Annotated in this window: 18 protein-coding genes and 1 riboswitch; of the genes, 5 read left to right on the top strand and 13 right to left on the bottom strand. The window is 60.3% G+C overall.

The window, feature by feature from the left end; all coding sequences use genetic code 11:
• Positions 1-195: 195 nt before the first annotated feature.
• The 3 genes from dinF to JK232_RS15940 form a co-directional block, all read right to left on the bottom strand.
• The gene (gene dinF, locus JK232_RS15950; RefSeq protein ID WP_212589395.1) at positions 196-1,548 is read right to left on the bottom strand and encodes an MATE family efflux transporter DinF; all 1,353 of its coding nucleotides are present in this window, start codon (positions 1,546-1,548) and stop codon (positions 196-198) included.
• A 143-nt stretch (positions 1,549-1,691) separates the two neighbouring features.
• Positions 1,692-2,300, bottom strand: a complete 609-nt coding sequence (lexA, locus tag JK232_RS15945) for a transcriptional repressor LexA (RefSeq protein ID WP_072932946.1) — start codon at positions 2,298-2,300, stop codon at positions 1,692-1,694.
• A gap of 140 nt (positions 2,301-2,440) precedes the next feature.
• Positions 2,441-2,809, bottom strand: coding sequence for a diacylglycerol kinase (locus tag JK232_RS15940; RefSeq protein ID WP_072932943.1), 369 nt, complete (start codon positions 2,807-2,809; stop codon positions 2,441-2,443).
• Between the two features lie 125 nt (positions 2,810-2,934).
• Here JK232_RS15940 and plsB point away from each other — a divergent pair, with 125 nt between their 5' ends.
• Positions 2,935-5,412, top strand: a complete 2,478-nt coding sequence (gene plsB / locus JK232_RS15935) for a glycerol-3-phosphate 1-O-acyltransferase PlsB (protein ID WP_072932941.1) — start codon at positions 2,935-2,937, stop codon at positions 5,410-5,412.
• A gap of 178 nt (positions 5,413-5,590) precedes the next feature.
• Here plsB and ubiA read toward each other — a convergent pair whose 3' ends face one another.
• From ubiA to malK, 5 genes are all read right to left on the bottom strand, one after another.
• Complete coding sequence (gene ubiA / locus JK232_RS15930) at positions 5,591-6,454, bottom strand: 4-hydroxybenzoate octaprenyltransferase (RefSeq protein WP_246538611.1); 864 nt, start codon at positions 6,452-6,454, stop codon at positions 5,591-5,593.
• A 16-nt stretch (positions 6,455-6,470) separates the two neighbouring features.
• Positions 6,471-7,085, bottom strand: coding sequence for a chorismate lyase (locus tag JK232_RS15925; RefSeq protein ID WP_101829052.1), 615 nt, complete (start codon positions 7,083-7,085; stop codon positions 6,471-6,473).
• Between the two features lie 210 nt (positions 7,086-7,295).
• Positions 7,296-8,231: a maltose operon protein MalM gene (gene malM / locus JK232_RS15920; protein WP_101829051.1), complete on the bottom strand. Its 936-nt coding sequence runs from the start codon at positions 8,229-8,231 to the stop codon at positions 7,296-7,298.
• A 141-nt stretch (positions 8,232-8,372) separates the two neighbouring features.
• Positions 8,373-9,647 (bottom strand): maltoporin, encoded by a 1,275-nt coding sequence (locus JK232_RS15915; RefSeq protein WP_072932931.1) that lies wholly within the window; start codon positions 9,645-9,647, stop codon positions 8,373-8,375.
• A 44-nt stretch (positions 9,648-9,691) separates the two neighbouring features.
• Complete coding sequence (malK, locus tag JK232_RS15910) at positions 9,692-10,801, bottom strand: maltose/maltodextrin ABC transporter ATP-binding protein MalK (protein WP_072932929.1); 1,110 nt, start codon at positions 10,799-10,801, stop codon at positions 9,692-9,694.
• A 396-nt stretch (positions 10,802-11,197) separates the two neighbouring features.
• Between malK and malE the strand changes: the two genes are divergently transcribed.
• From malE to malG, 3 genes are all read left to right on the top strand, one after another.
• Complete coding sequence (gene malE, locus JK232_RS15905) at positions 11,198-12,409, top strand: maltose/maltodextrin ABC transporter substrate-binding protein MalE (protein WP_072932926.1); 1,212 nt, start codon at positions 11,198-11,200, stop codon at positions 12,407-12,409.
• 78 nt (positions 12,410-12,487) lie between these two features.
• A complete protein-coding gene (gene malF / locus JK232_RS15900) occupies positions 12,488-14,059 on the top strand; it encodes a maltose ABC transporter permease MalF (protein ID WP_072932924.1) in 1,572 nt (523 codons plus the stop codon).
• A 12-nt stretch (positions 14,060-14,071) separates the two neighbouring features.
• Positions 14,072-14,962 (top strand): maltose ABC transporter permease MalG, encoded by an 891-nt coding sequence (gene malG, locus JK232_RS15895; RefSeq protein ID WP_101854193.1) that lies wholly within the window; start codon positions 14,072-14,074, stop codon positions 14,960-14,962.
• An 85-nt stretch (positions 14,963-15,047) separates the two neighbouring features.
• Here malG and psiE read toward each other — a convergent pair whose 3' ends face one another.
• The 5 genes from psiE to pgi all read right to left on the bottom strand — a co-directional run bounded on the left by psiE (position 15,048) and on the right by pgi (position 21,569).
• On the bottom strand, positions 15,048-15,455 hold the full coding sequence (gene psiE, locus JK232_RS15890; RefSeq protein ID WP_072932919.1) for a phosphate-starvation-inducible protein PsiE: 408 nt from the start codon (positions 15,453-15,455) through the stop codon (positions 15,048-15,050).
• Positions 15,456-15,613: 158 nt separating this feature from the next.
• Entirely contained in the window at positions 15,614-17,704 is a 2,091-nt protein-coding gene (locus JK232_RS15885; protein WP_212589394.1) for a YjbH domain-containing protein, read from the bottom strand.
• Entirely contained in the window at positions 17,704-18,459 is a 756-nt protein-coding gene (locus JK232_RS15880; RefSeq protein ID WP_072933662.1) for a capsule biosynthesis GfcC D2 domain-containing protein, read from the bottom strand. Before JK232_RS15880 ends, JK232_RS15885 begins: the two co-directional genes overlap by 1 nt.
• A gap of 5 nt (positions 18,460-18,464) precedes the next feature.
• Positions 18,465-19,103 (bottom strand): YjbF family lipoprotein, encoded by a 639-nt coding sequence (locus tag JK232_RS15875; RefSeq protein ID WP_101829049.1) that lies wholly within the window; start codon positions 19,101-19,103, stop codon positions 18,465-18,467.
• 819 nt (positions 19,104-19,922) lie between these two features.
• The gene (pgi, locus tag JK232_RS15870) at positions 19,923-21,569 is read right to left on the bottom strand and encodes a glucose-6-phosphate isomerase (RefSeq protein ID WP_072933666.1); all 1,647 of its coding nucleotides are present in this window, start codon (positions 21,567-21,569) and stop codon (positions 19,923-19,925) included.
• Between the two features lie 312 nt (positions 21,570-21,881).
• Positions 21,882-22,073, top strand: a riboswitch (Lysine riboswitch).
• A gap of 99 nt (positions 22,074-22,172) precedes the next feature.
• Here pgi and lysC point away from each other — a divergent pair.
• Positions 22,173-23,555, top strand: a complete 1,383-nt coding sequence (gene lysC, locus JK232_RS15865; protein ID WP_101829048.1) for a lysine-sensitive aspartokinase 3 — start codon at positions 22,173-22,175, stop codon at positions 23,553-23,555.
• The last annotated feature ends 47 nt before the right edge of the window (positions 23,556-23,602 follow it).

The following is a 23,602-nucleotide window of genomic DNA, read 5'->3' as shown; positions in this document are numbered from 1 at the left end:
TATAGTAGGTAATACGGAATTTGGGCGCCTTTCCAGTCAGATTAACCTTAAAAACGCGTTACAGCAGAACAGGGACAGCCTAAAAAGGAAGGGAAAACAGACGTTAACGTGAAGTGATAATAACTGTCAGTAGATGTAAACCAATATGTCCGCCAGCGGGCCGGGCGCAGCAAATTGCTGCGCCGGCCGCCTGCCTTATTGCGCGGCTGTTGATGCCGTAAACCAGCTTCCGCGCTGCTGATGGCGGTGCCACAGCCACCCCAGCGCCGCCCCGCGCAGTGCCAGAAATACCGTCAGCGCCAGCCACAACGCATGGTTACCGAGCCACGGCAGCGTCAGCAGCGTCAGGCCGTAACCGGCAGCCGCGACGGCCATGCTGTTACGCATCTCCCGGCCGCGTGTCGCCCCGACAAACATGCCGTCCAGCAGATAACACCAGACCCCGGCCAGCGGCAACACCACCTGCCAGCTGAGATAGTGCTGCGCCAGTTGCTGTAACGCCGGCAGCGACGTCAGCGCATGGACAATCTGCATCCCGAACAGTGCGTAAGCCGCGGCAAACGCCAGCGCCACCATCCCCGCCTGACGGCAGGCAGCGTGCCACACCCGCAACAGCCGCTCGCGGTTGCGCGCGCCAAACGCCTCACCGGAATGGGCTTCCACGGCATAGGCAAAGCCGTCCAGCGCGTAGGCGGTGAAGGTCAGCAGGTTCATCAGGAGCGCATTGACCGCCACCGTCTCGTTGCCCAGCCGGGCACCGATAATCGTCAGGGAAGCGAAGCAGAGTTGCAGCAGCAGCGAGCGCAACATGATGTCGCGGTTCAGCGTCAGCAACCGCCGCAGGTCACCGCGCCAGCCCTGTTTCAGCAACGGCCAGCCAATACCGCGCCGCTGCATCACCCGCCACACCAGCCACAGCCCGAGCAGCAGTGTGGCGTACTCTGCCGTCACCGTGGCCCAGGCAGCGCCGCGCACGTTCCAGTGCAGGCCCATCACCAGCCAGAGGTCGAGCACAATGTTCAGCAGATTCCCGACAATCAGCAGCAGTACCGGCGCGCGCACATACTGCACGCCCAGCAGCCAGCCGAGGATCACCATATTGGCCAGCGCAGCAGGTGCGCTGAGCCAGCGGATTTCCAGGAAGCGCCGCGCCTGTTGCAGCACTGCGTCGTGGCCGCCCACAATGTTTAAGGCCAGGTCAATCAACGGATGGCGCAACAGCAGGATCGTCAGCCCAGCCAGCAGCGCCAGCAGCAACGGCTGCATAAAGGCGCGCGCCAGGCGGGCCGGGTTCTGCGCCCCAAAGGCCTGCGCCGCCATGCCGGTGGTGCTCATGCGCAAAAACAGCAGCAGCATAAATAAAAAGCTGGTCGCCATCGCGCCGACGGCTACCCCGCCCAGATAGACCGGGCTGTCGAGATGGCCGATCACGGCGGTGTCCACCAGCCCGAGCAGCGGCACAGTGATATTGGAAAAGATCATCGGCAGCGCCAGCCGCCAGAGATCCCGGTCAGTTTGCCCAAAGCAGGCAGTCACAGAGAATCGCATCAGAAAGGGTCACTTTTCTTACAGGCGTAAACTTGCCGGAATGCGGAACGCTAAAAACGACATCGCCCCAATAAAGGGGCGATGAGGCACAGCTGGAGGACTGTATAGGCGCGGCCGGTTCCATTAGCCGCGCCCCTGACTGGTCAGCTCCAGTCGCCGTTGCGGATCACGCCCACGGCCAGCCCTTCAATAGAGAAGGTCTGCTGGCGCAGATCAACCACAATCGGGGAAAACTCTTTGTTTTCCGGCAACAGGTGCACGATGTTGCCCTGCTTTTTCAGGCGCTTGACGGTCACTTCATCATCAATACGGGCAACCACGACCTGCCCGTTACGTGCGTCCTGCGTTTTATGCACGGCCAGCAGGTCACCATCCAGAATCCCGATGTCTTTCATCGACATCCCGCTGACACGCAGCAGGAAATCCGCGTTGGGTTTGAACATTGCCGGGTCTATCTGGTAGTGGCTTTCAATATGTTGCTGGGCCAGCAGCGGCTCACCGGCGGCCACACGGCCGATCAGCGGCAGGCCGTCTTCTTCTTCCATCAGCAAACGGATGCCGCGTGAGGCACCGGAAATGATCTCGATCACCCCTTTGCGCGACAGTGCCTTAAGGTGCTCCTCGGCCGCGTTGGGTGAGCGGAACCCCAAACGTTGCGCAATCTCGGCACGCGTCGGCGGCATACCGGTCTGGGAAATATGGTCGCGAATAAGGTCATAGACCTCTTGCTGTCTGGCTGTTAATGCTTTCATCCCGCCCCCTGGTTGTTTATACAGTCTTGCTGGGAGTATATACAGCAAACACGCCCTTGAAAACCGCACAAACAAGAAAAAGCCTGTTTATGACGCGATTTACCTGCTTTACCGGTTACTTTTGCGTAAAACTTCGCAACTCAGAACAATCGCGGCAGCAGAACCATTGCCCAGACAAAAAGTGTCAGTATGATAGCCAGCGCAACGGCCGCCGACCCTAAATCTTTGGCGCGGCCGGAGAGCGGATGAAGTTCCGGCCCGATACGGTCGACGATGGCTTCTATGGCACTGTTGATAATTTCCACAATAAGGATAAGCCACAGTGAAGAGACCATCAGAATGCGTTCGGCGGTGCTCACATCCAGCCAGAAAGCCAGTAACATAGCCGGGATGACCATGATGGCTTCCTGCCGGAATGCGGCTTCATTTTTCCAGGCCGCGAGCACGCCCTTTACGGAGTAGCCGGCAGCTTTGTAGATGCGGATCAACCCGGTCGTCTGATTTGCCATACTTTCTGCACCTTAGGATGAATTAACAACATTTTAGCGGGAATTCCCCCGTGCGGCACGAAAGATCTCCACCCGGCTTTCTGCTATCCTTGCGGCGCATTGCTACTATGAGGCTTCACATTTTTATGTCAGGTTGGCGCAAACTTTATTATTCCCTTTTAAACTTACCGCTCAAATTATTGGTAAGAAGCAAGGTGATCCCTGCCGATCCGGTCACGGAGTTCCGCCTGGACCCGACCCGGCCGATACTTTATGTATTACCTTATGATTCCGACGCGGATCTGCTCACCCTTCGCCAGCAGTGCCTGGCGCAGAACCTGCCGGACCCGCTGATCCCGCTGGAGATTGACGGCCATTTGCTGCCGAGCCATGTGTTTATCGGCCAGGGGCCGCGGTTCTTCCGCTATTACACCCCGCAGCATGAGTCGGTGAAACTGTTCCACGACTACCTCGACCTGCACCGCAGCAACCCGACGCTCGACATCCAGATGTTGCCGGTGTCGGTGATGTTCGGCCGCTCGCCGGGGCGTGAGGGCGAAGGGCAGATGATGCCGCACCTGCGCCTGCTGAACGGCATCCAGAAATTCTTTGCCGTGCTCTGGCTGGGGCGCGACAGCTTTGTCCGCTTCTCCAATACCGTGTCGCTGCGCTATATGGCGACCGAGCACGGCACCGACAAGACCATTGCGCAGAAGCTGGCGCGCGTCGCCCGGATGCATTTTGCCCGACAGCGGCTGGCCGCCGTCGGCCCACGCCTGCCTGCCCGCCAGGATCTGTTCAATAAGCTGCTCGCCTCCAAAGCGATTGAAAAAGCCGTGGAAGATGAAGCGCGCAGCAAAAAGATCTCCCATGACAAAGCGCAGCAGAACGCCATCGCGCTGATGGAAGAGATCGCCGCGGACTTCTCTTACGAGACCGTGCGCCTCTCTGACCGGGTGCTGAGCTGGACGTGGAACCGCCTCTATCAGGGCATCAACGTCAGTAACGCCGAACGCGTGCGCCAGCTGGCGCAGGACGGCCAGGAAATCGTTTATGTGCCGTGCCACCGCAGCCACATGGACTACCTGCTGCTCTCCTATGTGCTCTACCATCAAGGGCTGGTGCCGCCGCATATCGCGGCCGGGATCAACCTGAACTTCTGGCCCGCCGGCCCGATTTTCCGCCGCCTCGGCGCGTTCTTTATCCGCCGTACCTTCAAGGGCAACAAACTCTACTCCACCGTGTTCCGTGAATACCTGGGTGAGCTGTTCACCCGCGGCTACTCCGTGGAATACTTTGTTGAGGGCGGGCGCTCACGTACCGGCCGCCTGCTGGAGCCGAAAACCGGCACACTGGCAATGACCATCCAGGCGATGCTGCGCGGCGGCACCCGGCCGATTACGCTGGTGCCGATCTACATCGGTTATGAGCATGTGATGGAAGTGGGCACCTACGCCAAAGAGCTGCGCGGCGCGACCAAAGAGAAAGAGAGCCTGTTGCAGATGCTGCGCGGCCTGCGCAAGCTGCGCAACCTCGGCGAAGGCTATGTGAACTTCGGTGAACCGCTGCCGCTGACCACCTACCTGAACCAGCATGTCCCGGCCTGGCGTGACGCCATCGACCCGATCGAGGCGCAGCGCCCAAGCTGGCTGACGCCGACGGTGCAGGATCTGGCCGACAAAATCATGGTGCGCATCAACAATGCCGCTGCCGCCAACGCCATGAACCTCTGCTCCACCGCCCTGCTCGCCTCCCGCCAGCGCTCGCTGACCCGTGAGCAACTGCTGGAGCAGCTGGAGTGCTACCTGCAACTGATGCGCAATGTGCCGTATGCCGGGGATGTCACGGTACCGGACCAGACCCCGGCGGAACTGCTGGACCACGCGCTGAAGATGAACAAGTTCGAGGTGGAGAAGGACAACATCGGTGACATCATCATCCTGCCGCGTGAGCAGGCGGTGCTGATGACCTACTACCGTAACAACATCCACCACCTGCTGGTGCTGCCGTCGCTGATTGCCAGCATCGTGATGCACCACCGCCGCGTCAGCCGGGCGGAGCTGCTGCGCCAGATTGGCCTGATCTACCCGATGGTGAAAGCGGAACTGTTCCTGCACATCACCAAAGAAGAGTTACCGGCCGTGCTCGACACACTGTGCGATGAACTGGCGCGTCAGCACCTGATCATCACCGACCGTGACGAGCTGGCGATTAACCCGATCCGCATCCGTCCGCTGCAACTGCTGGCGGCCGGGGTACGTGAGACGCTGCAACGCTACGCGATTGCCCTCTCCCTGCTCAGCGCCAACCCCAGCATCAGCCGCGGTGCGCTGGAGAAAGAGAGCCGTATCATGGCGCAGCGCCTCTCGGTGCTGCACGGCATCAACGCGCCGGAGTTCTTCGACAAGGCGGTCTTCTCGACGCTGGTGGGGACGCTGCGTGCCGAAGGCTACATCAACGATGTGGGCGATGCCATCCAGGAGCATACGCTGGCGGTCTATAACATGCTGAGTGATCTGATGACGCCGGAAGTGCGCCTGACGATTGAAAGCGTGATGACCCCGGCCGATGCGCTGCTGGTGACGGCAGAAGCCCAGGCAGCGGCCGACCCGGACGCCAACTGATACCGCGTTGCCCGCCCCCTGGGCGGCAGGCAGCAAAAAGGGCACTGTTCGCAGTGCCCTTTTTTATTGGTTATCACCCGGTGGCGGGTTTTGCCGCCCCGCCCCCATTGCGGTGCTTCCGATACTCGCCGCGTTGCGGTTTCTGCCCCATTACCGGGTTTCGCAGGAAAACCGGTGGTCAGGCGCTGAACGGCGGGTAACTGGCCAGAATGCCGAGGAACAGCACCATCCCCACGGCGTTATTGTTCAGGAACGCGCGGAAACAGAGATCGCGCTGGCGGCCGGCAATCATCTTCTGCTGGTAGAGGAACAGCGCCCCCGCCAACACCAGCCCACCGTAATAGACCGCGCCGAGCTGCATCAGCTGCCCCACGATGACCATCAATACCAGCGTCGCCAGTTGCAGCAGGCCGATAATCAGCTTGTCCTGCGCGCCAAACAGGATGGCGGTGGATTTCACCCCAATTTTCAGATCATCATCCCGGTCAACCATCGCGTATTGCGTGTCGTAGGCCACCGTCCAGCAGAGGTTGGCGATAAACAGCAGCCAGCAGGTCAGCGGCAGGCTCTCCCCGACCGCTGAAAACGCCATCGGGATCGCCCAGCCAAACGCCGCGCCCAGCACCACCTGCGGCAGGTGCGTCACCCGCTTCATAAACGGGTACATCCAGGCCAGCGCCAGCGCCACCAGCGACAGGGCAATCGTCATGCCGTTCAGGGTTAACACCAGCCCGAATGAAATCAGCACCAGCCCCACAAACAGCCGCTTGGCCTGCCCGGAGGTGATCTGGCCGCTCGGCAGCGGCCGCCCGGCGGTGCGTTTCACATGGCCGTCAAATTTGCGGTCAGCGTAATCATTCACCACGCACCCGGCGGCGCGCATGAAAAACACCCCCAGCACAAACACCAGCAGCAGCTTCAGCGGCGGCACGCCCCCGGCGGCCAGCCACAGCGCCCAGAGGGTCGGCCACAGCAGCAGCAGGGAACCAATGGGTTTATCAATCCGCATCAGGCGGCAATACGCCCGCCATTTGCTCTGCATTACAGTTGCCTCCACCTTATCTCCCCTCCTGGTGTGTTGGCTGCGGCGCGCGGTAGACCGGCGCATCCGCAAGAAAAAGTTCCGTCAGCAACAGCGGTTTGCCCGACAGCCGCAGGCGTGAGCGCCTGGCCCAGCAGGCGCCTACGCCCTGCTCTGCGCCGGTTGCCCGGCGGGAATGCCCGCTGCGCTGATCAAATGCCCCGTGGGCCAGGCCAGGCCCTTGGCCTGTCAGGCCAAAACAGATGTAATCCCGCGTCAGCGCCGCGCCGCCGAACAGATAACGCCCCAGCGGCACGGTGCCGAGGTCTACCAGCGCACGATCCGGGCCGGTCAGCGTCTCTTCCGGGATAACGGTGCGCCCCAGCAGCCAGGGGACACCGTCACCCAGCAGCACAATTTCACGCAGCCAGTAGCGCGGGCTGTCGGGCAAGTCGGCAGCCTCTTCCGGCCGCAATGCCGCGCGGGTAATAAACCCTTCTTTCACCGGCTGCACCGTGACCTCACGGCAATGTTGTTCAAAACGCCGGGTCATGGAGCCGATTTCGCCCAGCCAGTCGGCAATGTGCGGCGGCACCGGGTCGGCCGGGCCAAGCCAGTGCAGGGAAGCAGGGATGAGACGCGCGTCAGGCATGGGGACTCTTTCAAACCGGGCTGGACATTCAGGGCGCTATTGTAACGCAGAAAAGCATTAGGGGAATGGGTGTATTAACAAGCTACTAACCTGGCGGCAATACCTGACGGCCGTACCGTGCGGGACAGGCAGGCCGGGCAGCCGGGCGGCCACGAAAAAAGGTGCGCCGCAGCGCACCAATCATCCAGCCACAAACGGCGGCGTGGGGAGTTACCCCTTGCCTTTCACGCTGCCGATAAATGTTTGACGCGCGGTTTTCGAACCGAGGCGTTCTGCTTCATCCAGCAGTTTCAGGGCCTTATCAATTTCACCGGCTTTCACGGCTTTGGTGATGGCCTGATTGAAGTAGCTTTCGGTGTCATTAAGCATCGGCTCTGTGGGTTTGGCCGGAGCCGGGGCCGGTGCAGCGGCCGGGGCAGGACGTGCGGTATTGCCGACCACCACCGGTGCCGGGGCCGGGGCGGTGACCGCCTGGCCAATCATGATATTGCCGGACTGCTGTTCAGCGCTGATTTTGATTTTCAGCGTGCCGCTGTCACTGTGGCGCGCCACCGGATCAGGGATGGCCGGCACCGCGTTACCGACGCCCGCCGCATAGGCTTTGGCCGGGTCCACCATTTGCGTGGTGCGCGCCAGATCCTGCCGGGTGGTGTAAACCAGCAGATAGATCTGCTTCTGGCCCAGCGCCGGGGTCAGTTTCAGCGTGCCTTCCAGCCGGTCGCTGGAGATCACGCCCGGCTGCTGATACGGGAAATAGCTGCTGGGATAGAACGCCGCCGGACGCATCTGTTCGTCCAGCACCAGCACGTTCGGGGCGTAAACCGAGCGGTTTTCGGCCACGCTGGTCAGCCGGATCTCCAGCGAGCCGCGGTCGGCAGGCAGGGCAAAGGCGGCCACCGCACCCTGTACATCGCCCTGGTTGATGCGGCTGCTGCTGCCGTTCAGGGTAAGGGTTTCATTAGCAGGCGGTACCAGCGGCACCCAGGGGAGCTGCTGCAACGCCTCAGGGGAAATCGTCGGGGCGGTAGAGACATCACTGGATACCGCCGGGGAAGGAGAAGAAGTCAGGGAGATGGCGTGTGCCGCCATCGGTGCCATCGCCCCGATGCTCAGGGTGAGGCAGAGGGAAAGCAGTGTTTTTTTCATGATGAAGCCCTTTTTGTGGAACGGGAGTGCCGGCGTCAGGCAGGCAATGCACTGCGCCGGCTAATCTCTGAAACCATCCATAACAGGTTGACCGGCCGGGTGCCGGTCACGGCCGCCGGATCGCCCCGGCGGCGCGCGGTATTACCACCAGATCTCCATCTGCGCACCGAAGCTGACTTCGTCATCATCGCCGCGGCTGAAGGTGGTCAGGTCGGTGTCACGCGCGGCGACACCCGCCTCGTCATAACCCCATTTCTCATCCCATTTGGCGTAGGTGGCAAACACACGGATCGCCGGGCGTGACCAGATGGTGTTACCCGCCTGCCACTGTTGCGCCAGGGTGACTTTGTACTGGCCGTTGCGGTCGCCGGTTTCCTGCGATTTCACATTGTCATAGCCCACTTCCAGCAGGGTGCTCATGATCGGCGTCCATTTGTACATCGGGCGCACACCCACGGTGTACCAGGTGGTGCCGTTGTTGTTGTCGCGGTCAACATCCTGATACATGGCGACGTACATCAGGTCCCATTTCTCGGCCAGGGTGATGGCACCGTGGTCCAGCACGCGGATCATGTGGCCGTCGTTATTGACCAGTGCGCCCTGCGAGCGCCCGGCGTTGGCGTTGTTGGTGCTCATGCCGTCAGTCGCGTACTGCAGCACGAATTTGTTGAAGCCGTCCATGTAGCTCTGGACGTGCTCACCGGTGACCAGGAAGCCGTCTTTGCTGGCGTTGTCATCCAGCGAGTAACCGTCACGGGCGTTGGCGCGGCCGTAGTCGAGGCCGAGTTCCAGCGTACCGCCCGGGTTCACCGCCAGGCCGGCCAGACGCACGTCAAACACGTCGTTGGAGGTCGGGACTTCTTCACGGTCATTATTGATGTAGCCGATCGAGCCGCCGCTTTCGGTGCTGCGGGTGGCAGCCAGGGAGAGCTTGCCGAAGCCGAGATCGATATCTTCCAGACCCGCACCCGGGCCGGAGATGTCCCAGTAGTAGAAGTCGATCATGTGCACGTCATGGCGCTGGTAGAAGCGCTTACCGGCCCAGATGGTGGCACCCGGCAGGGCATCAATCAGGTTTTTACCTTTGATGTTGGCTTCACGGAAAGCCGGTTCAGTGGCTTCCCAGTCGTTCTCCTGGGAAACGGAGTAGGCGACGTTGGTGTCGAAGTAGAAGCTCTTGTCGCCCTCTTTCCACACTTCCTGGCCGAATTTCAGTTCAGCATAGGTTTCGCACTCGTTACCGAGACGGTATTTGCTCTGGGCGCCGGTTGCCTGGAAACATTGTTGCTCACCGCCGCTGCCGCTCCAGCCGATGCCGGAACGGGCGTAACCGGTGAAATCAACCGCCGCCGCCTGAGTAGAGATCACACCGGCCGCAACCGCCAGTGCCAGAGGTACAATGCGCAGAGTAGACATCTAAAATCTCCTGTTATGGATTTGCCTGATGGCATGTGCGTGCTTTAAACGCCCGGCTCGTCATGCAGCCGTTGGCATGCCGAGCCATCCTCACGGAACAGATGACAGCGATGCGGCGGCAGGCCGATAGCGAATGTTGCACCTTCTTCTACCAGCACAACGTCATTCTGGCGGTAGACCAGGTTCTGACGCAGCGCAGGGATTTGGATATGGATTTGGGTTTCGTTGCCCAGTTGCTCGACCACCTGCACCTCACCGGCGAGCGTCACCTCTGAGGCATCGCTCGGCAGCAGGTGCTCCGGCCGGATGCCGAGCGACAGGTTGCTGCCGGGCTGGACGCCCTGCCCGGCCACCGGCAGCCAGACCAGCTGGCGGTTCGGCAGTTCAACCTGCACCCGTTCCGCCTCGGCGGCGATCGCCTTGACCGGCAGGAAGTTCATCTTCGGCGAGCCGATAAACCCGGCAACAAAGCGGTTGGCCGGGTAGTGGTAGAGCGCCAGCGGCTTGCCCACCTGCGCCACGCGCCCGGCGTCCAGCACCACGATTTTGTCGGCCAGGGTCATCGCCTCGACCTGATCGTGGGTGACGTAAATCATCGTGCGCTTCAGGCGCTTGTGCAGGCGGGAGATCTCAATGCGCATCTGCACCCGCAACGCGGCATCAAGGTTGGAGAGCGGCTCATCCAGCAGGAAGACATCCGGCTCCGCCACCAGCGTGCGGCCGATGGCGACGCGCTGGCGCTGGCCGCCGGAGAGTGCTTTCGGGCGGCGGTCCAGCAGGTGCGCCAGTTGCAGGATTTCAGACACCTGGTTGACCCGCTGGCCGATCAGGCTCTTTTTGGTGCCGGCCAGTTTCAGGCCAAACGACATGTTGTCCGCCACCGACAGGTGGGGGTAAAGGGCGTAGGACTGGAACACCATGCCGATGCCGCGCTCAGCGGGCGGCACCTCATTCATGCGCTTTTCACCAATCAGCAGGTCACCGGAGGTGATCTCCTCCAGCCCGGCAATCATCCGCAGCAACGTTGACTTCCCACAACCCGACGGCCCGACGAAGACCACAAACTCGCCGTCATCGATGGTCAGGTTAATGTCTTTAGAGATAACGGTTTCACCGTAGGCTTTATGTACGTGCCGCAGCGTAACGCCTGCCATGCAAGACTCCTTTCTGCCAAAAATTTATGTGGCGAATAATTGGTGGTGAGGATGCGCGTTTGTAATCAGCCGGTAATCATCCGTAACAAGGTTTTTCGTGGGGGAGGAGCCGGGAGGATGAGCCGCAACAGCGGGGGTACAAAAGTTCCGCCCTGATGCCAAGTTTGTGATCCGGCTTACAAAAATAGCCTGTTGATTGTGTGCCGGATGCCACATAACCGGCCGGAGTGTTAAGCCGGTCACAACTCCATTTGTGGGGGCGTAGAGGGGGGGAGGATGAGTGTATGTCGGATTGTGAACGACTATGACCACGCTGAAACTCTTTCACCCCGGCCGCACCAGCTTTTCAGGGCTGCCTGCGTCGCTGCCTACAGACACGGATAACAGGACAGGATTATGACTCACACACGTAATAAGTCTGGCGCCACCCGCTTTAGCCGCACGCTGGCACTCTCTGCGCTGGCCACGCTGGTGCTCGCTGCCCCGGCTCTGGCCAAAATTGAAGAGGGCAAACTGGTCATCTGGATCAACGGTGACAAGGGCTATAACGGGCTGGCGGAAGTGGGCAAACGCTTTGAAAAAGACACCGGCATCAAAGTGAGCGTGGAGCACCCGGACAAGCTGGAAGAGAAGTACCCGCAGGTGGCCGCCACCGGCGACGGCCCGGACATCATCTTCTGGGCGCATGACCGTTTCGGCGGCTATGCCCAGTCCGGCCTGCTGGCGGAGATCACCCCGTCCCAGGCGACGAAGGACAAACTCTTCCCCTTCACCTGGGACGCCGTGAAATTTGACGGCAAGGTGATCGGTTATCCGGTGGCCGTGGAAGCGCTGTCACTGATTTACAACAAAGACCTGATCAAAACCCCGCCGAAAACCTGGGAAGAGATCCCGGCGCTGGACAAAGAAATGCGCGCCAAAGGCAAGAGCGCCATCATGTGGAACCTGCAGGAGCCCTACTTCACCTGGCCGATTATCGCGGCGGACGGCGGCTACGCCTACAAGCTGGAGAACGGTAAATATGATGTGAAAAACGTCGGGGTGAACAATGCCGGGTCACAGGCCGGGCTGCAATTCATCGTTGATCTGGTGAAGAACAAGCACATCAACGCCGACACCGATTTCTCCATCGCGGAAGCGGCCTTCAACAAGGGCCAGACGGCGATGACCATCAACGGCCCGTGGGCGTGGGGCAACATCGAGCAGAGCAAAATCAACTACGGCGTGGCCGTGCTGCCGACCTTCAAAGGCAAGCCGTCCAAACCGTTCGTCGGTGTGCTGACTGCCGGGATCAACGCCGCCAGCCCGAATAAAGAGCTGGCCACCGAATTCCTGGAGAACTACCTGCTGACGGACGAAGGGCTGGCGCAGGTGAACAAAGACAAGCCGCTCGGTGCGGTGGCGCTGAAGTCTTACCAGGCACAGCTGGAGAAAGATCCGAAGATCGCCGCCACCATGCAGAACTCGCAGAACGGCGAAATCATGCCGAATATCCCACAGATGAGCGCCTTCTGGTATGCCGAACGCAGCGCGGTGATCAACGCCGTCTCCGGCCGCCAGAGTGTGAAACAGGCACTGGATGACGTGCAGGCCCGCATCACCAAGTAATGCCCCGCCCCGCCGCCCTGCCGCCCCGGCCGGGCGGCGGGCGTATCCTCCCTCAGTCTTATCGCAAGGAACGTCGTTATGCAGTTGACCCGTACCGATCGTGCCGGCCGTAAACCCACCGCCTGGTGGCAGAGCGATCCGCTGAAGTGGTTGGTTATTGGCCTGTTCTCCCTGTTCACTGCCTATCTGGTGGTGCTGATGTATGCGCAGGGTGAATATTTGTTTGCCATTGTTACGTTAGTGCTGCTGAGCGCCGGGCTGTATGTCTTTGCCAACCGCCGCGCCTATGCCTGGCGCTATGTTTACCCTGGGCTTGCCGGGATGGGATTGTTTGTGCTGTTCCCGCTGGTCGCCACCATCGCCATTGCGTTTACCAACTACAGCAGCACCAACCAGCTGACTTTTGAGCGCGCGCAGTCCGTGCTGATGCAGCGCCAGTATCAGGCCGGTGACACCTACGCCTTCGCGCTCTACCCGGCGGGCGACAAGTGGCGCCTGCAACTCACCGACCCGGTGAAAAACAGCCAGTGGATTTCGCAGCCGTTCAGCCTGGGGCCGAACCCGCCGCCGCTGGAGATGCAGGCGCAACAGACCGCGCCGGAAGGGGACAAAGCCACCCTGCGTGTGATCACCCAGAACCGTCAGGCGATGGCCGCGCTGGTGGCGCGCCTGCCGCAGGGCGTTAACCTGCGCATGAGCTCCCTGCGCCAGTTCTCCGGCACCGCACCGCTCTATACGCGGGCGGACGACGGCACCACGCTGACCAACAACCAGACCCAGGTGGTCTACAAACCAAACCCGGACACCGGCTTCTATCAGGCCGTGGATGCCCAGGGCAACTGGCAGGCGGAAAAACTCAGCCCCGGCTTTACCGTGGGCATCGGCTGGCAAAACTTCCTGCGCGTGATGCAGGATGAGGGCATCCAGAAACCGTTCCTGTCGATTTTCGCCTGGACGATTGTGTTCTCGCTGCTGACAGTGGTACTGACCGTGGCGGTGGGTATGGTGCTGGCCTGTGTGGTGCAGTGGGAGGCGCTGAAAGGCAAGGCGCTCTACCGCGTGCTGCTGATCCTGCCCTATGCGGTGCCGTCGTTTATTTCGATTCTGATTTTCAAGGGGCTGTTTAACCAGAGTTTCGGTGAGATCAACCTGATGCTCGGCGCGCTGTTCGGTATTAAACCCGCCTGGTTCAGCGACCCGACCACTGCCAAGGCGATGATTCTGATTGTGAACACCTGGCTCGGCTACCCCTACATGATGATCCTCTGCATGGGGCTGTTGAAGGCGATCCCGGATGATTTGTATGAAGCCTCGGCGATGGACGGCGCCACACCGTTCCAGAACTTCTTCCGCATCACGCTGCCGCTGCTGATCACCCCGCTGACGCCGCTGATGATCGCCAGCTTCGCCTTTAACTTTAATAACTTTGTGCTGATCCAGCTGCTGACCAACGGCGGCCCCGACCGGCTCGGCACCACCACCCCGGCCGGGTATACCGACCTGCTGGTGAGCTTCACCTACCGCATCGCCTTTGAAGGCGGCGGCGGGCAGGACTTCGGGCTGGCGGCCGCGATTGCCACGCTGATTTTCCTGCTGGTGGGCGCACTGGCGATCCTTAACCTGAAAGCCACCAAGATGAACTTTGACTAAGGAGAGCCGCCAATGGGTATGGTAAAACCAAAATCGCAGCGCGTACGCCTGCTGGTGACACACCTGCTGCTGATCGCGTTTGTGGCGATGATTATGTTCCCGCTGCTGATGGTGGTGGCGATTTCGCTGCGCCCCGGCAACTTCGCCACCGGCAGCCTGATCCCCGATCAAATCTCCTGGGACCACTGGCGGCTGGCGCTGGGCTTTAGCGTCACCCACGCTGACGGCAGCGTGACGCCGCCGCCCTTCCCGGTGCTGTTGTGGCTGTGGAATTCGGTGAAGGTGGCGTTTATCACCGCCATCGGCATCGTGACGCTCTCTACCACCTGCGCCTACGCCTTTGCGCGGATGCGCTTTCGCGGCAAAAGCAGCCTGCTGAAAGGGATGCTGATTTTCCAGATGTTCCCGGCGGTGCTGTCGCTGGTGGCGCTGTATGCGCTGTTTGACCGCATCGGCCAGTACCTGCCGTTTATCGGGCTGAACACCCACGGCGGGGTGATCTTCGCCTATATGGGCGGCATCGCACTGCATGTGTGGACGATAAAGGGCTATTTCGGGACGATTGATAATTCGCTGGAGGAAGCCGCCTCACTGGACGGTGCCACGCCGTGGCAGGCGTTCCGGCTGGTGTTGCTGCCGCTGTCGGTGCCGATTCTGGCGGTGGTGTTTATTCTGTCATTTATTGCCGCGATCACCGAAGTGCCGGTGGCCTCGCTGCTGCTGCGTGATGTGAACAGCTACACCCTGGCCGTTGGGATGCAGCAGTACCTCAACCCGCAGAACTATTTATGGGGCGATTTTGCCGCCTCTGCCGTGCTCTCCGCCATCCCGATCACCGCCATCTTCCTGCTGGCCCAGCGCTGGCTGGTCGGTGGCCTGACTGCCGGGGGGGTGAAGGGGTAACCCTCGTTTTGCGCCGTTCTTGTTTGACTTACCTTTGTGTTGGGCGGCCGTTGCGGGCCGCCTTTTTTATGCCGGGCCGCAGGCGCTATTCGCGCTTCAGCCGGTCGGAATTGGCGAGGAACAGCGTGACCACCAGCACCAGAATGGCCGCAGAATAGATAAGCGTATCCAGCGGGTTTTTGTGGTCAACGATGATAAGCCGGATAATCGCCGTGATGCCGATGTAGATGAAATAGCGCAGCGGGAAGTGATACCCGGAAGAGAAATACTTCACAATCAAGGCGATAAACTCAAAGTAGAGGAAGTAAATCACAATCCCTTCAATCAGCAGGTATGACGACGGCTCATCGCCGTTCACGAACAATACCAGCGTCAGATGGTAGGTTTCCCGCCCCAGAAACAGCAGCAGGATAGCGCCCAGCCCCAGTAAAAACACATTCAAAATACGCTGCATGATAACGGATATCATGATGCCGCGTGGTGAACCGCCCATTAGGAATCTCTTTAGTCATTAAATCGTTTCAGCAGCATACAGAATGCGGGCCGGGCGGGACAAGGGAAGGACGTTGCCTCTGTGCGTTTACCCTTCTCATGCCCATAAAAAACCCCGGCATTGCCGGGGTTGGGTGGGTGACGCCTGCCGGGTTGCCCTTAGTTGAAGTAGGGCGAGCGGCTGTCGGTGATGTTGTAGAGCTGGTATTTGCGGCCAAGCATCTGGCCGCCGTCGCGGGTCAGCGGTATCCAGTTGATCTGCGCACGTGTCCGGCTTGGCTGCACGGTCAGGATGTCCAGCGGCACCGAGATATAGAAGCCCTTGGTGAATTCCCCTTCCCCATACTCCTCCGCCGAGACGTTGGTCTTGGTGGCAAATGCCCCGACAATCACGCCGCTGTCGAAACGCTTGGAGACGTCGAGCGTGCCGCCTTTGTCTTTCGCCAGATACTGCCCGACGCTGGCTTTGACCAGCACCCCGTCCAGGAAACGCGGCTGCCAGTAGGCAGTCAGGTTGCCGGTCTGGGTTTTGTACTGGGTGAAATGCAGCGGGCTGTCCCAGTCACGTTGCTTGACGTAGTTGGCGTCTACGCCGACTGCCCAGCGGCTGTCCAGCGGGCGGTAGAGCACTTCCGCGCCCACGCCGCCGTACATCTGCTCCAGGTAGCCGCCGTAGATCTGGCCGTACCAGCCGTCGCCCAGGCGGTTCATATACGTCAACTGTGCATTGTTCAGGTAGAGGTCGTTGTTATCGACATACTCACGGATGCGGGTACGCACACGCGGCAGGGAGCTGTCAGCCGGCGGCCCCTTGTAGTTGAACTTGTCATAGTTGTTGAACAGGTTCAGGAACAGTGAGCCGGAGGCCAGCAGGTGGTGGGTCATCCACCAGTCGGCGCTGCCCTGAATACCGACCTGATACATGTAGAAATCTTCCGGGCCGCCGATCGACTGGTTCAGCACCGGTGCCAGCCCGGCACTGAAGGTGCTTTTCTCCACGTAGTACCCCTGCTCCGCCCGTTCCGGCAGGTGCGGGTCGGCGCGGTGCTGCAACAGCGGTTTCTCCTGCCCGAGCGGGTAGCCCTCCAGCTGCTGCTTCAGGCTCTCCACGCTGGTCACGGTACTGGAGATCGGCATATTCATGCTGGTATCGGTAACGTTCAGGGTCTCTATCCCGTCCGGCAGCCGGTTGATCAGGATACGGTTGGCACGCGCAATGGCCGCATTGTTGTCACGGTAACGGTTTTGCTCGCCGGTCATGTAGAGCGTACGGTCTTTCACCTGGATGTGCGGCGCGGTGTAACCGGCGTTGTCCTGCAAGGCGGCCAGTTGCTCACCGATGACCTGATGGTCAAGGATGGCGTCCTGCGGCTGCGGCTGGTAAGGCTGCGGCGGCGGGTCGATGTGGCGCTGCGACATCTCATTGAAGTTGGTGCGCAGGGTGACGCCGGCCATCAGGGTGTTGCCGCGCTCCCAGCTCAGGTTGACGTCGGCCCAGTCCGTCATGCGGTAGACCGCCCCGACGTTCACTTTCGAATCCTGTTTGATGGTGCCGGCGAAATCGCCCTGGTAGTCGTTGCCTTCATACTCGACTTTCAGGCGCAGCGGCTGCCATGGCGTCTGGTATTCGATACCACCGAACAGCGAGGCCGGGCCGTGGAAGAAGTTTTTCCCGTTGAACTCACCGGCTTCGCCCTGCACGTTGTTACGGTAGCAGTAACTCGCCTTGGCCTCACAGAACGGGTTTTTCACGTTGCCGCTGTTGCCGAGGTAACCCCAGCCCAGGCCGAGGGTGAAATCGAGCGGCCCCCAGGCTTTGCTGGCGGCGATGAATTCGCTGTCAAACAGCCCGGTGCCGCCGAAGTCGCGGATGCCGACGGAGGTTTCCGGCAGCCAGTAGCCCTCTTCCCACAGGCGCAGTTTCAGGTCGACGCCCTTATCTTTGTAGGTCTGGTCGCCGCTGAATGCCTCATCGCTGCTGTATTTGCGGGTGCGCACGTCGGTGTAGCGGATGGTGGCTTCCAGCCACGGGAAGGGCTGCACGGCCAGGGAATAGAAGCGGTACTGGTCGTTGTGGCGCAGGTTAAGGCTGAATTCGCCCTCTTTCGCCATGCGCCCGGTCGGCACCTGCATCAGGCCGACACCGCCGAAGTCGCCCTGCGACGGCCCCAGCGGTTCGGTGTAAGGGGAAGCCTGCACGCCCGCGACCACAGCCATCGCCAGTGCGCTGATAACATAGGATCTTTTCATTAGTCAGGGACCCGGTTGGTCAACAGCGCCAGAATCCGCAGGTTCAGATCGCGGTAAGCGCTGGGTAAGACGTGGGCGGAAAAGCCCACAAAGAGCGTGCTGCCCGGTGCCGGTTCGGCGCGGCGGTGGTTCCAGTAGGCGACCGGCACCTGCCGGGTGGCGCCGTCGGGCTGAATCAGCCAGACCTGGTTTTTATCGTACCCCGCCAGCGGGGCGTGGTTGTCGAGATAGGTTTTGGCATCCTGCGCCGGGACAAACGGCTGCGGGCCGCTGTTCTCGAATAGCCCGAACAGGCGCACGGTAGTCGGCCGTTGCAGGGTATAGACGCTGTACTCCCCTTCCAGGCGGCGGTTGTGCTCCGGCCGGATGCGCACGTCGTCCGGGTCGAGCGGCACAAACTGGCGGCCGGTCACCGTCAGCTGCGACACCTGCTGGTGCAGGTTGTCGGCGGCGGCAGCCAGGTCACCGTCATCATCCTGGCGGAAGGTGGCGGCCAGCGCGCTCAGGGAGGCCAGCACCGCCTGCTTCATCGCCTGCTGGTGTGCGGTGGCCTGCGGCGCAGCGATCACCGTGCCCGGCCACCAGGTACGGTTAAACAACGCCGGATTCATCACCAGTTCACTGAGGTCCCGGGCGCCGTCAACCGTGACGCTGCCGGCCTGCTCCGGTAAATACACCGTGACGTGGCTCTCCGCGAACGCGGACGCAGCCAGGCCAACGCTCAGGCTTACTCCAAGTAAGAGACGTTTTTTCATGGTATTTACGGTTTCAAAATTGTGATGTTAACGGGGATGAAATCCGGGCCGATGTACTGCTCCGCTTTCCTGACAATGCCGGTGGCGGGGTCGATCCAGAAGTGGTTGCGGTAGTGGCGGCCCAGCGACGGCACCGTCACCTCTTCCTCCACGCGCAGCGTGTCCAGGGTGGTGCCCGCAATCTCCAGCGGTTCGCGGCCGTCAAGGTGGAAGACTGATTGGGCGGTGGCGCTGTGGAACTGCTGCCCCTCTGTCCAGCTCAGGGTACGCGTCCAGGTCGCGCCCTCTTTCAGGGTTTGCGGGTTGAGCAGCGGGTCGTGTTGGCGATCGGTGACCTCCAGCAGGTTGTCACGGTAGCCGACGGTTTTGGTCAGGCGGCCGTTTTGCGTCACCAGCAGCACGCGGTCAGAGGAGAGCCACTTGACCTGGCCCTCTTCCGCGAAGGCGGCCACCACAAAAATCTGCGGGCCGTCATTCAGCCGGGCATAGATGCTGGAGTACGGCAGGGTACGCAGCGTCTGCGCATCGACCTCGACATCGGACATCCCGAACGCGGCGATCGCCAGCGTATCCCCGATGCCCCGTTGCGTCTGGCTACAAGCCGAAAGCAGGAGGCAAGCCAATAACAGTGAAAAATAGCGCACGTTCTTTTCCCAGGATAAACAGGCCCATAACAGGGGCCGCAGCGGGCAGCCCCCAGAAGTCCGCCGCGTCACAGGGCGGGCGGATGCATGATTATTGGCCTCACCGGGGCGAACCCCGGCGGGCAAACGTAGACCGGTTAACACCGGAGGCCCCTTTCGCCAGCACACAGGCTGGAATTCCATGCGAAAAGCGGGGCACGTTTGCCGGGCGGCCAGTTTATGGCGCCGTTCCGTCAGCCGATACATTCCAGAAACTAAAGGTTCCCCGGCAGCGAATTAATACGTTGCCTCAAGGGGATACTGGCCTCTGTCGGATAGGGCGGGCAGGAAAGGCTGCTTATTTATAATGCAATAAACTGTTAATGAGTGTCATCATTGATGGCGTGAATGGCTTAGTCAGGGAAGGTTTTTCATGCGAGGGGTCATTTTTAGCATTTTTGTTAAATCGATGATTTTAAGCATCTTTTATCGGAGGTGTTCCGGCCGATTTTCCCTCTGTGGTTTTTCAGCAGCGCGATGAACAGATAAGAAAAGTGGTCAAAAAACAGGTCGAACAGATTTTTACGCCAAAAACCCGACTTAAGGGAAGCACAATATCCGCCGGTTTCGCTAATCTCAGGAAAAATAACGGATAATGCGCGGTGAAATTATAAGCGCACTCAGCATAAGCTGAATTTCCGGTTTTTCAGACAAACCCTACAGGACGGCGGCCGCCTCAGGGCAATAAAAAGGCCCTGTCAGGGAAAATCCCGCAGGGCCGTTGATGTGTTGGCGGCGAAACCTTAACCCGTGGTTAAGCTTTGCCGCCCACTGCCGGGCTTAGCGCCAGGCTTTGAAGCGGTTGATCAGCGCGTTGGTGGAGCTGTCGTGGCTGCTGACCTGCTCATCCCCCGCCAGTTCCGGCAGGATGCGGTTTGCCAGCTGTTTGCCCAGCTCTACGCCCCACTGGTCAAAGGTGAAGATGTTCAGGATCGCGCCCTGGGTGAAGATTTTGTGCTCATACAGGGCAATCAGCGCGCCGAGGCTTTCCGGGGTGATTTCACGCAGCAGGATGGAGTTGGTCGGGCGGTTGCCTTCGAACACCTTGAACGGCGCAACGTGTTTCACGTCTTCCGGTTTTTTGCCCTGGGCCGCGAACTCTTCTTCAACGGTCTCCAGCGATTTGCCGAACGCCAGCGCTTCAGTCTGGGCGAAGAAGTTGGAGAGCAGCTTCGCGTGGTGGTCGCTCAGCGGGTTATGGCTGATGGCCGGGGCGATGAAGTCACACGGGACAATTTTGGTGCCCTGGTGAATCAGCTGATAGAAGGCGTGCTGGCCGTTGGTGCCCGGCTCACCCCAGATGATCGGGCCGGTCTGGTAGTCCACCGGGTTGCCGTTACGGTCAACGTATTTGCCGTTGGATTCCATGTTGCCTTGCTGGAAGTAGGCAGCAAAGCGGTGCATGTACTGGTCATACGGCAGGATCGCTTCGGTTTCGGCACCAAAGAAGTTGTTGTACCAGATACCGATCAGCGCCAGCAGCACCGGCAGGTTCTGCTCCGCCGGGGTGTTGGCGAAGTGTTTGTCCATCTCGTGCGCGCCGGTCAGCAGCTTCTCGAAGTTCTCAAAGCCCAGGGAGAGCGCAATGGAGAGGCCAATCGCTGACCACAGGGAGTAACGCCCGCCGACCCAGTCCCAGAATTCGAACATGTTGTCGGTGTCGATACCAAACTCGCCGACGGCTTTCGCGTTGGTGGAGAGCGCGGCAAAGTGTTTGGCCACGTGCTGCTGGTCACCGGCGCTGTTCAGGAACCAGTCACGCGCGCTGTGGGCGTTGGTCATGGTTTCCTGGGTGGTGAAGGTTTTGGAGGCCACCAGGAACAGGGTGGTTTCCGGGCTGAGGGTTTTCAGCGTTTCGGCGATGTGGGTGCCGTCAACATTGGAGACGAAGTGCATGTTGAGGTGGTTTTTGTACGGCTTCAGCGCTTCGGTCACCATGAATGGGCCGAGGTCAGAGCCGCCGATGCCGATGTTCACCACGTCGGTTATCGGCTTGCCGGTATAGCCTTTCCAGTCGCCGCCGATCACGCGGTCACAGAACTGCTTCATTTTCGCCAGCACGGCGTTCACTTCCGGCATCACATCTTTGCCGTCCACCACAATCGGGGTGTTGCTGCGGTTGCGCAGGGCCACGTGCAGCACGGCACGGTCTTCGGTGCGGTTGATCTTCTCCCCGGAGAACATGGCGTTGATGGCGCCCTGAAGATCAGTCTCTTTGGCCAGGGCCTGCAACTTCTCCAGCGTTTCTTTGGTGATGCGGTTTTTGGAGTAATCCACCAGCATCTGATCGTTAAAGGTGGCGGAGAAGGAGGAGAAACGGTCACTGTCCTGGGCGAATAATTCACTGATCTGAACATCTTTCATCTGTTCAAAATGCTGCTGCAGGGCCTGCCAGGCAGCGGTTTGACTTGGATTGATATTTTTCATCGCAACGCTCTCGTTTGAGTTTCACATTATGAGATTAAAAGCCTATCCCAGCAGGCGCGAAGTGTGGGCAAACACGTCATGCTGGGATACGCTTTACATACCGCCTGATGCCGATTGTAGCCTGTAATCCTTTCGATGATATCCCTTTTCTTGCAATAGGCCGCATCTGTTAATGATTATTTATTAATCGGTTATGAAGTGTGACAGATCATGCGCATCATCCGTAAATAATAAAAACAGAAAAGCCTTATGCTTTCGTTGACAGCGCAGCCAGAACCAGTAATCCTAGCCCTCTACTCGCGCAACCGTGTGCGAGCCAGAAGAGGCGCGTCGCCCAGGCAGGGTGTCAGAGGAACCGTATTCCACTGACGGCACTTGAGGGGGAGCGACGCCGAGGTACGTGGGCAGGCGGATGCCCCGTATCGGCTACAGAGGCTGAATCCTCTGGGTTGTCACCAGATCGCCCAACGCGGGCGGCCAGCAAGGTGGAGCGCTTCTGGGAGTATCGTAGCCCACTACGTCTGCCCCCTATTACCGCTCTCCCCTTGTGCCAAGGTTTTGAATTTGTTGCCATAAAATAATGGCCCTGACACGAGGTTTACCATGAATCAAGCAGTTCCCTCCTCCTTCCACGCCGGTCAGCCGATGATCGTGGCGAAATTTGGCGGCACCAGCGTCGCAGATTTTGATGCCATGAACCGCAGCGCGGATGTGGTGCTGGCCAACCCGGCCAACCGCCTGGTTGTTCTGTCTGCCTCCGCCGGCATTACCAACCTGTTGGTCGCTCTGGCCGAAGGCTGCGAGCAGGAGCAACGTGACGTGAAACTCAGCGAAATCCGCCGGGTTCAGTACGCCATCATAGACAGACTCACTGAGCCTGAGGTGATCCGCGAGGAGATCGATCGCCTGCTGGAGAACATCGCCATGCTCTCCGAAGGCGCCAGCCTGGCCACCTCCCCGGCACTGACCGATGAACTGGTGAGCCACGGCGAACTGATGTCGACCCTGCTGTTTGTTGAGATCCTGCGTGAACGCAATGTGGCGGCAGAATGGTTTGACGTACGCAAAGTGATGCGCACTACCGATCGCTTCGGCCGCGCCGAGCCGGACACCGCACAACTGGCTGAGCTGGCCACCCAGCAACTGCTGCCGCGCCTGGAGCGGGCGCTGGTGATCACCCAGGGCTTTATCGGCAGTGAAGATAAGGGCCGCACCACCACCCTCGGCCGCGGCGGCAGTGATTACACCGCTGCACTGCTGGGTGAGGCGCTGCACGCCGGCCGCGTTGATATCTGGACGGATGTGCCGGGCATTTACACCACCGACCCGCGCGTAGTGCCGACGGCCAAACGCATCGATAAAATCACCTTTGAAGAAGCCGCCGAAATGGCGACCTTCGGCGCGAAAGTGCTGCACCCGGCGACCCTGTTACCGGCCGTGCGCTGCGACATCCCGGTGTTTGTCGGCTCCAGCAAAGACCCGGCCGCAGGCGGCACGCTGGTGTGCAACAGCACCAAAAACCCGCCGCTGTTCCGTGCGCTGGCCTTGCGCCGCAAACAGACCCTGCTGACGCTGCACAGCCTGAACATGCTGCATGCGCGCGGGTTCCTGTCTGAGGTGTTTAACATCCTGCTGCGCCACAATATCTCGGTTGACCTCATCACCACCTCTGAAGTGAGCGTGGCGCTGACGCTCGACACCACCGGCTCAACCTCCACCGGTGACAGCCTGTTGACCACTGCGCTGCTGACGGAGCTGTCGTCGCTCTGCCGCGTTGAGGTGGAAGAGAACCTGGCGCTGATTGCGCTGATTGGGAACAAGCTTTCGCAGGCGTGCGGCGTCGGCAAAGAGGTGTTCGGCGTGCTCGACCCGTTCAGCATCCGCATGATCTGCTACGGGGCCAGCAGCTATAACCTCTGCTTCCTGGTGCCCGGCGGCGACGCCGAGCAGGTCGTGCAGACCCTGCACCGCAACCTATTCGAGTAATACCGCGGCGCGCAGGGCGAAGCCGGGCGCACGCCCGGCTTTTTTAT

The sequence above is a fragment of the Nissabacter archeti genome (assembly GCF_018257325.1).
GTDB classification, from domain to species: Bacteria; Pseudomonadota; Gammaproteobacteria; order Enterobacterales; family Enterobacteriaceae; genus Chimaeribacter; species Chimaeribacter arupi.
Note: the sequence above shows the minus strand (reverse complement) of the source record. Positions and strands in the feature narration are given on the sequence as shown.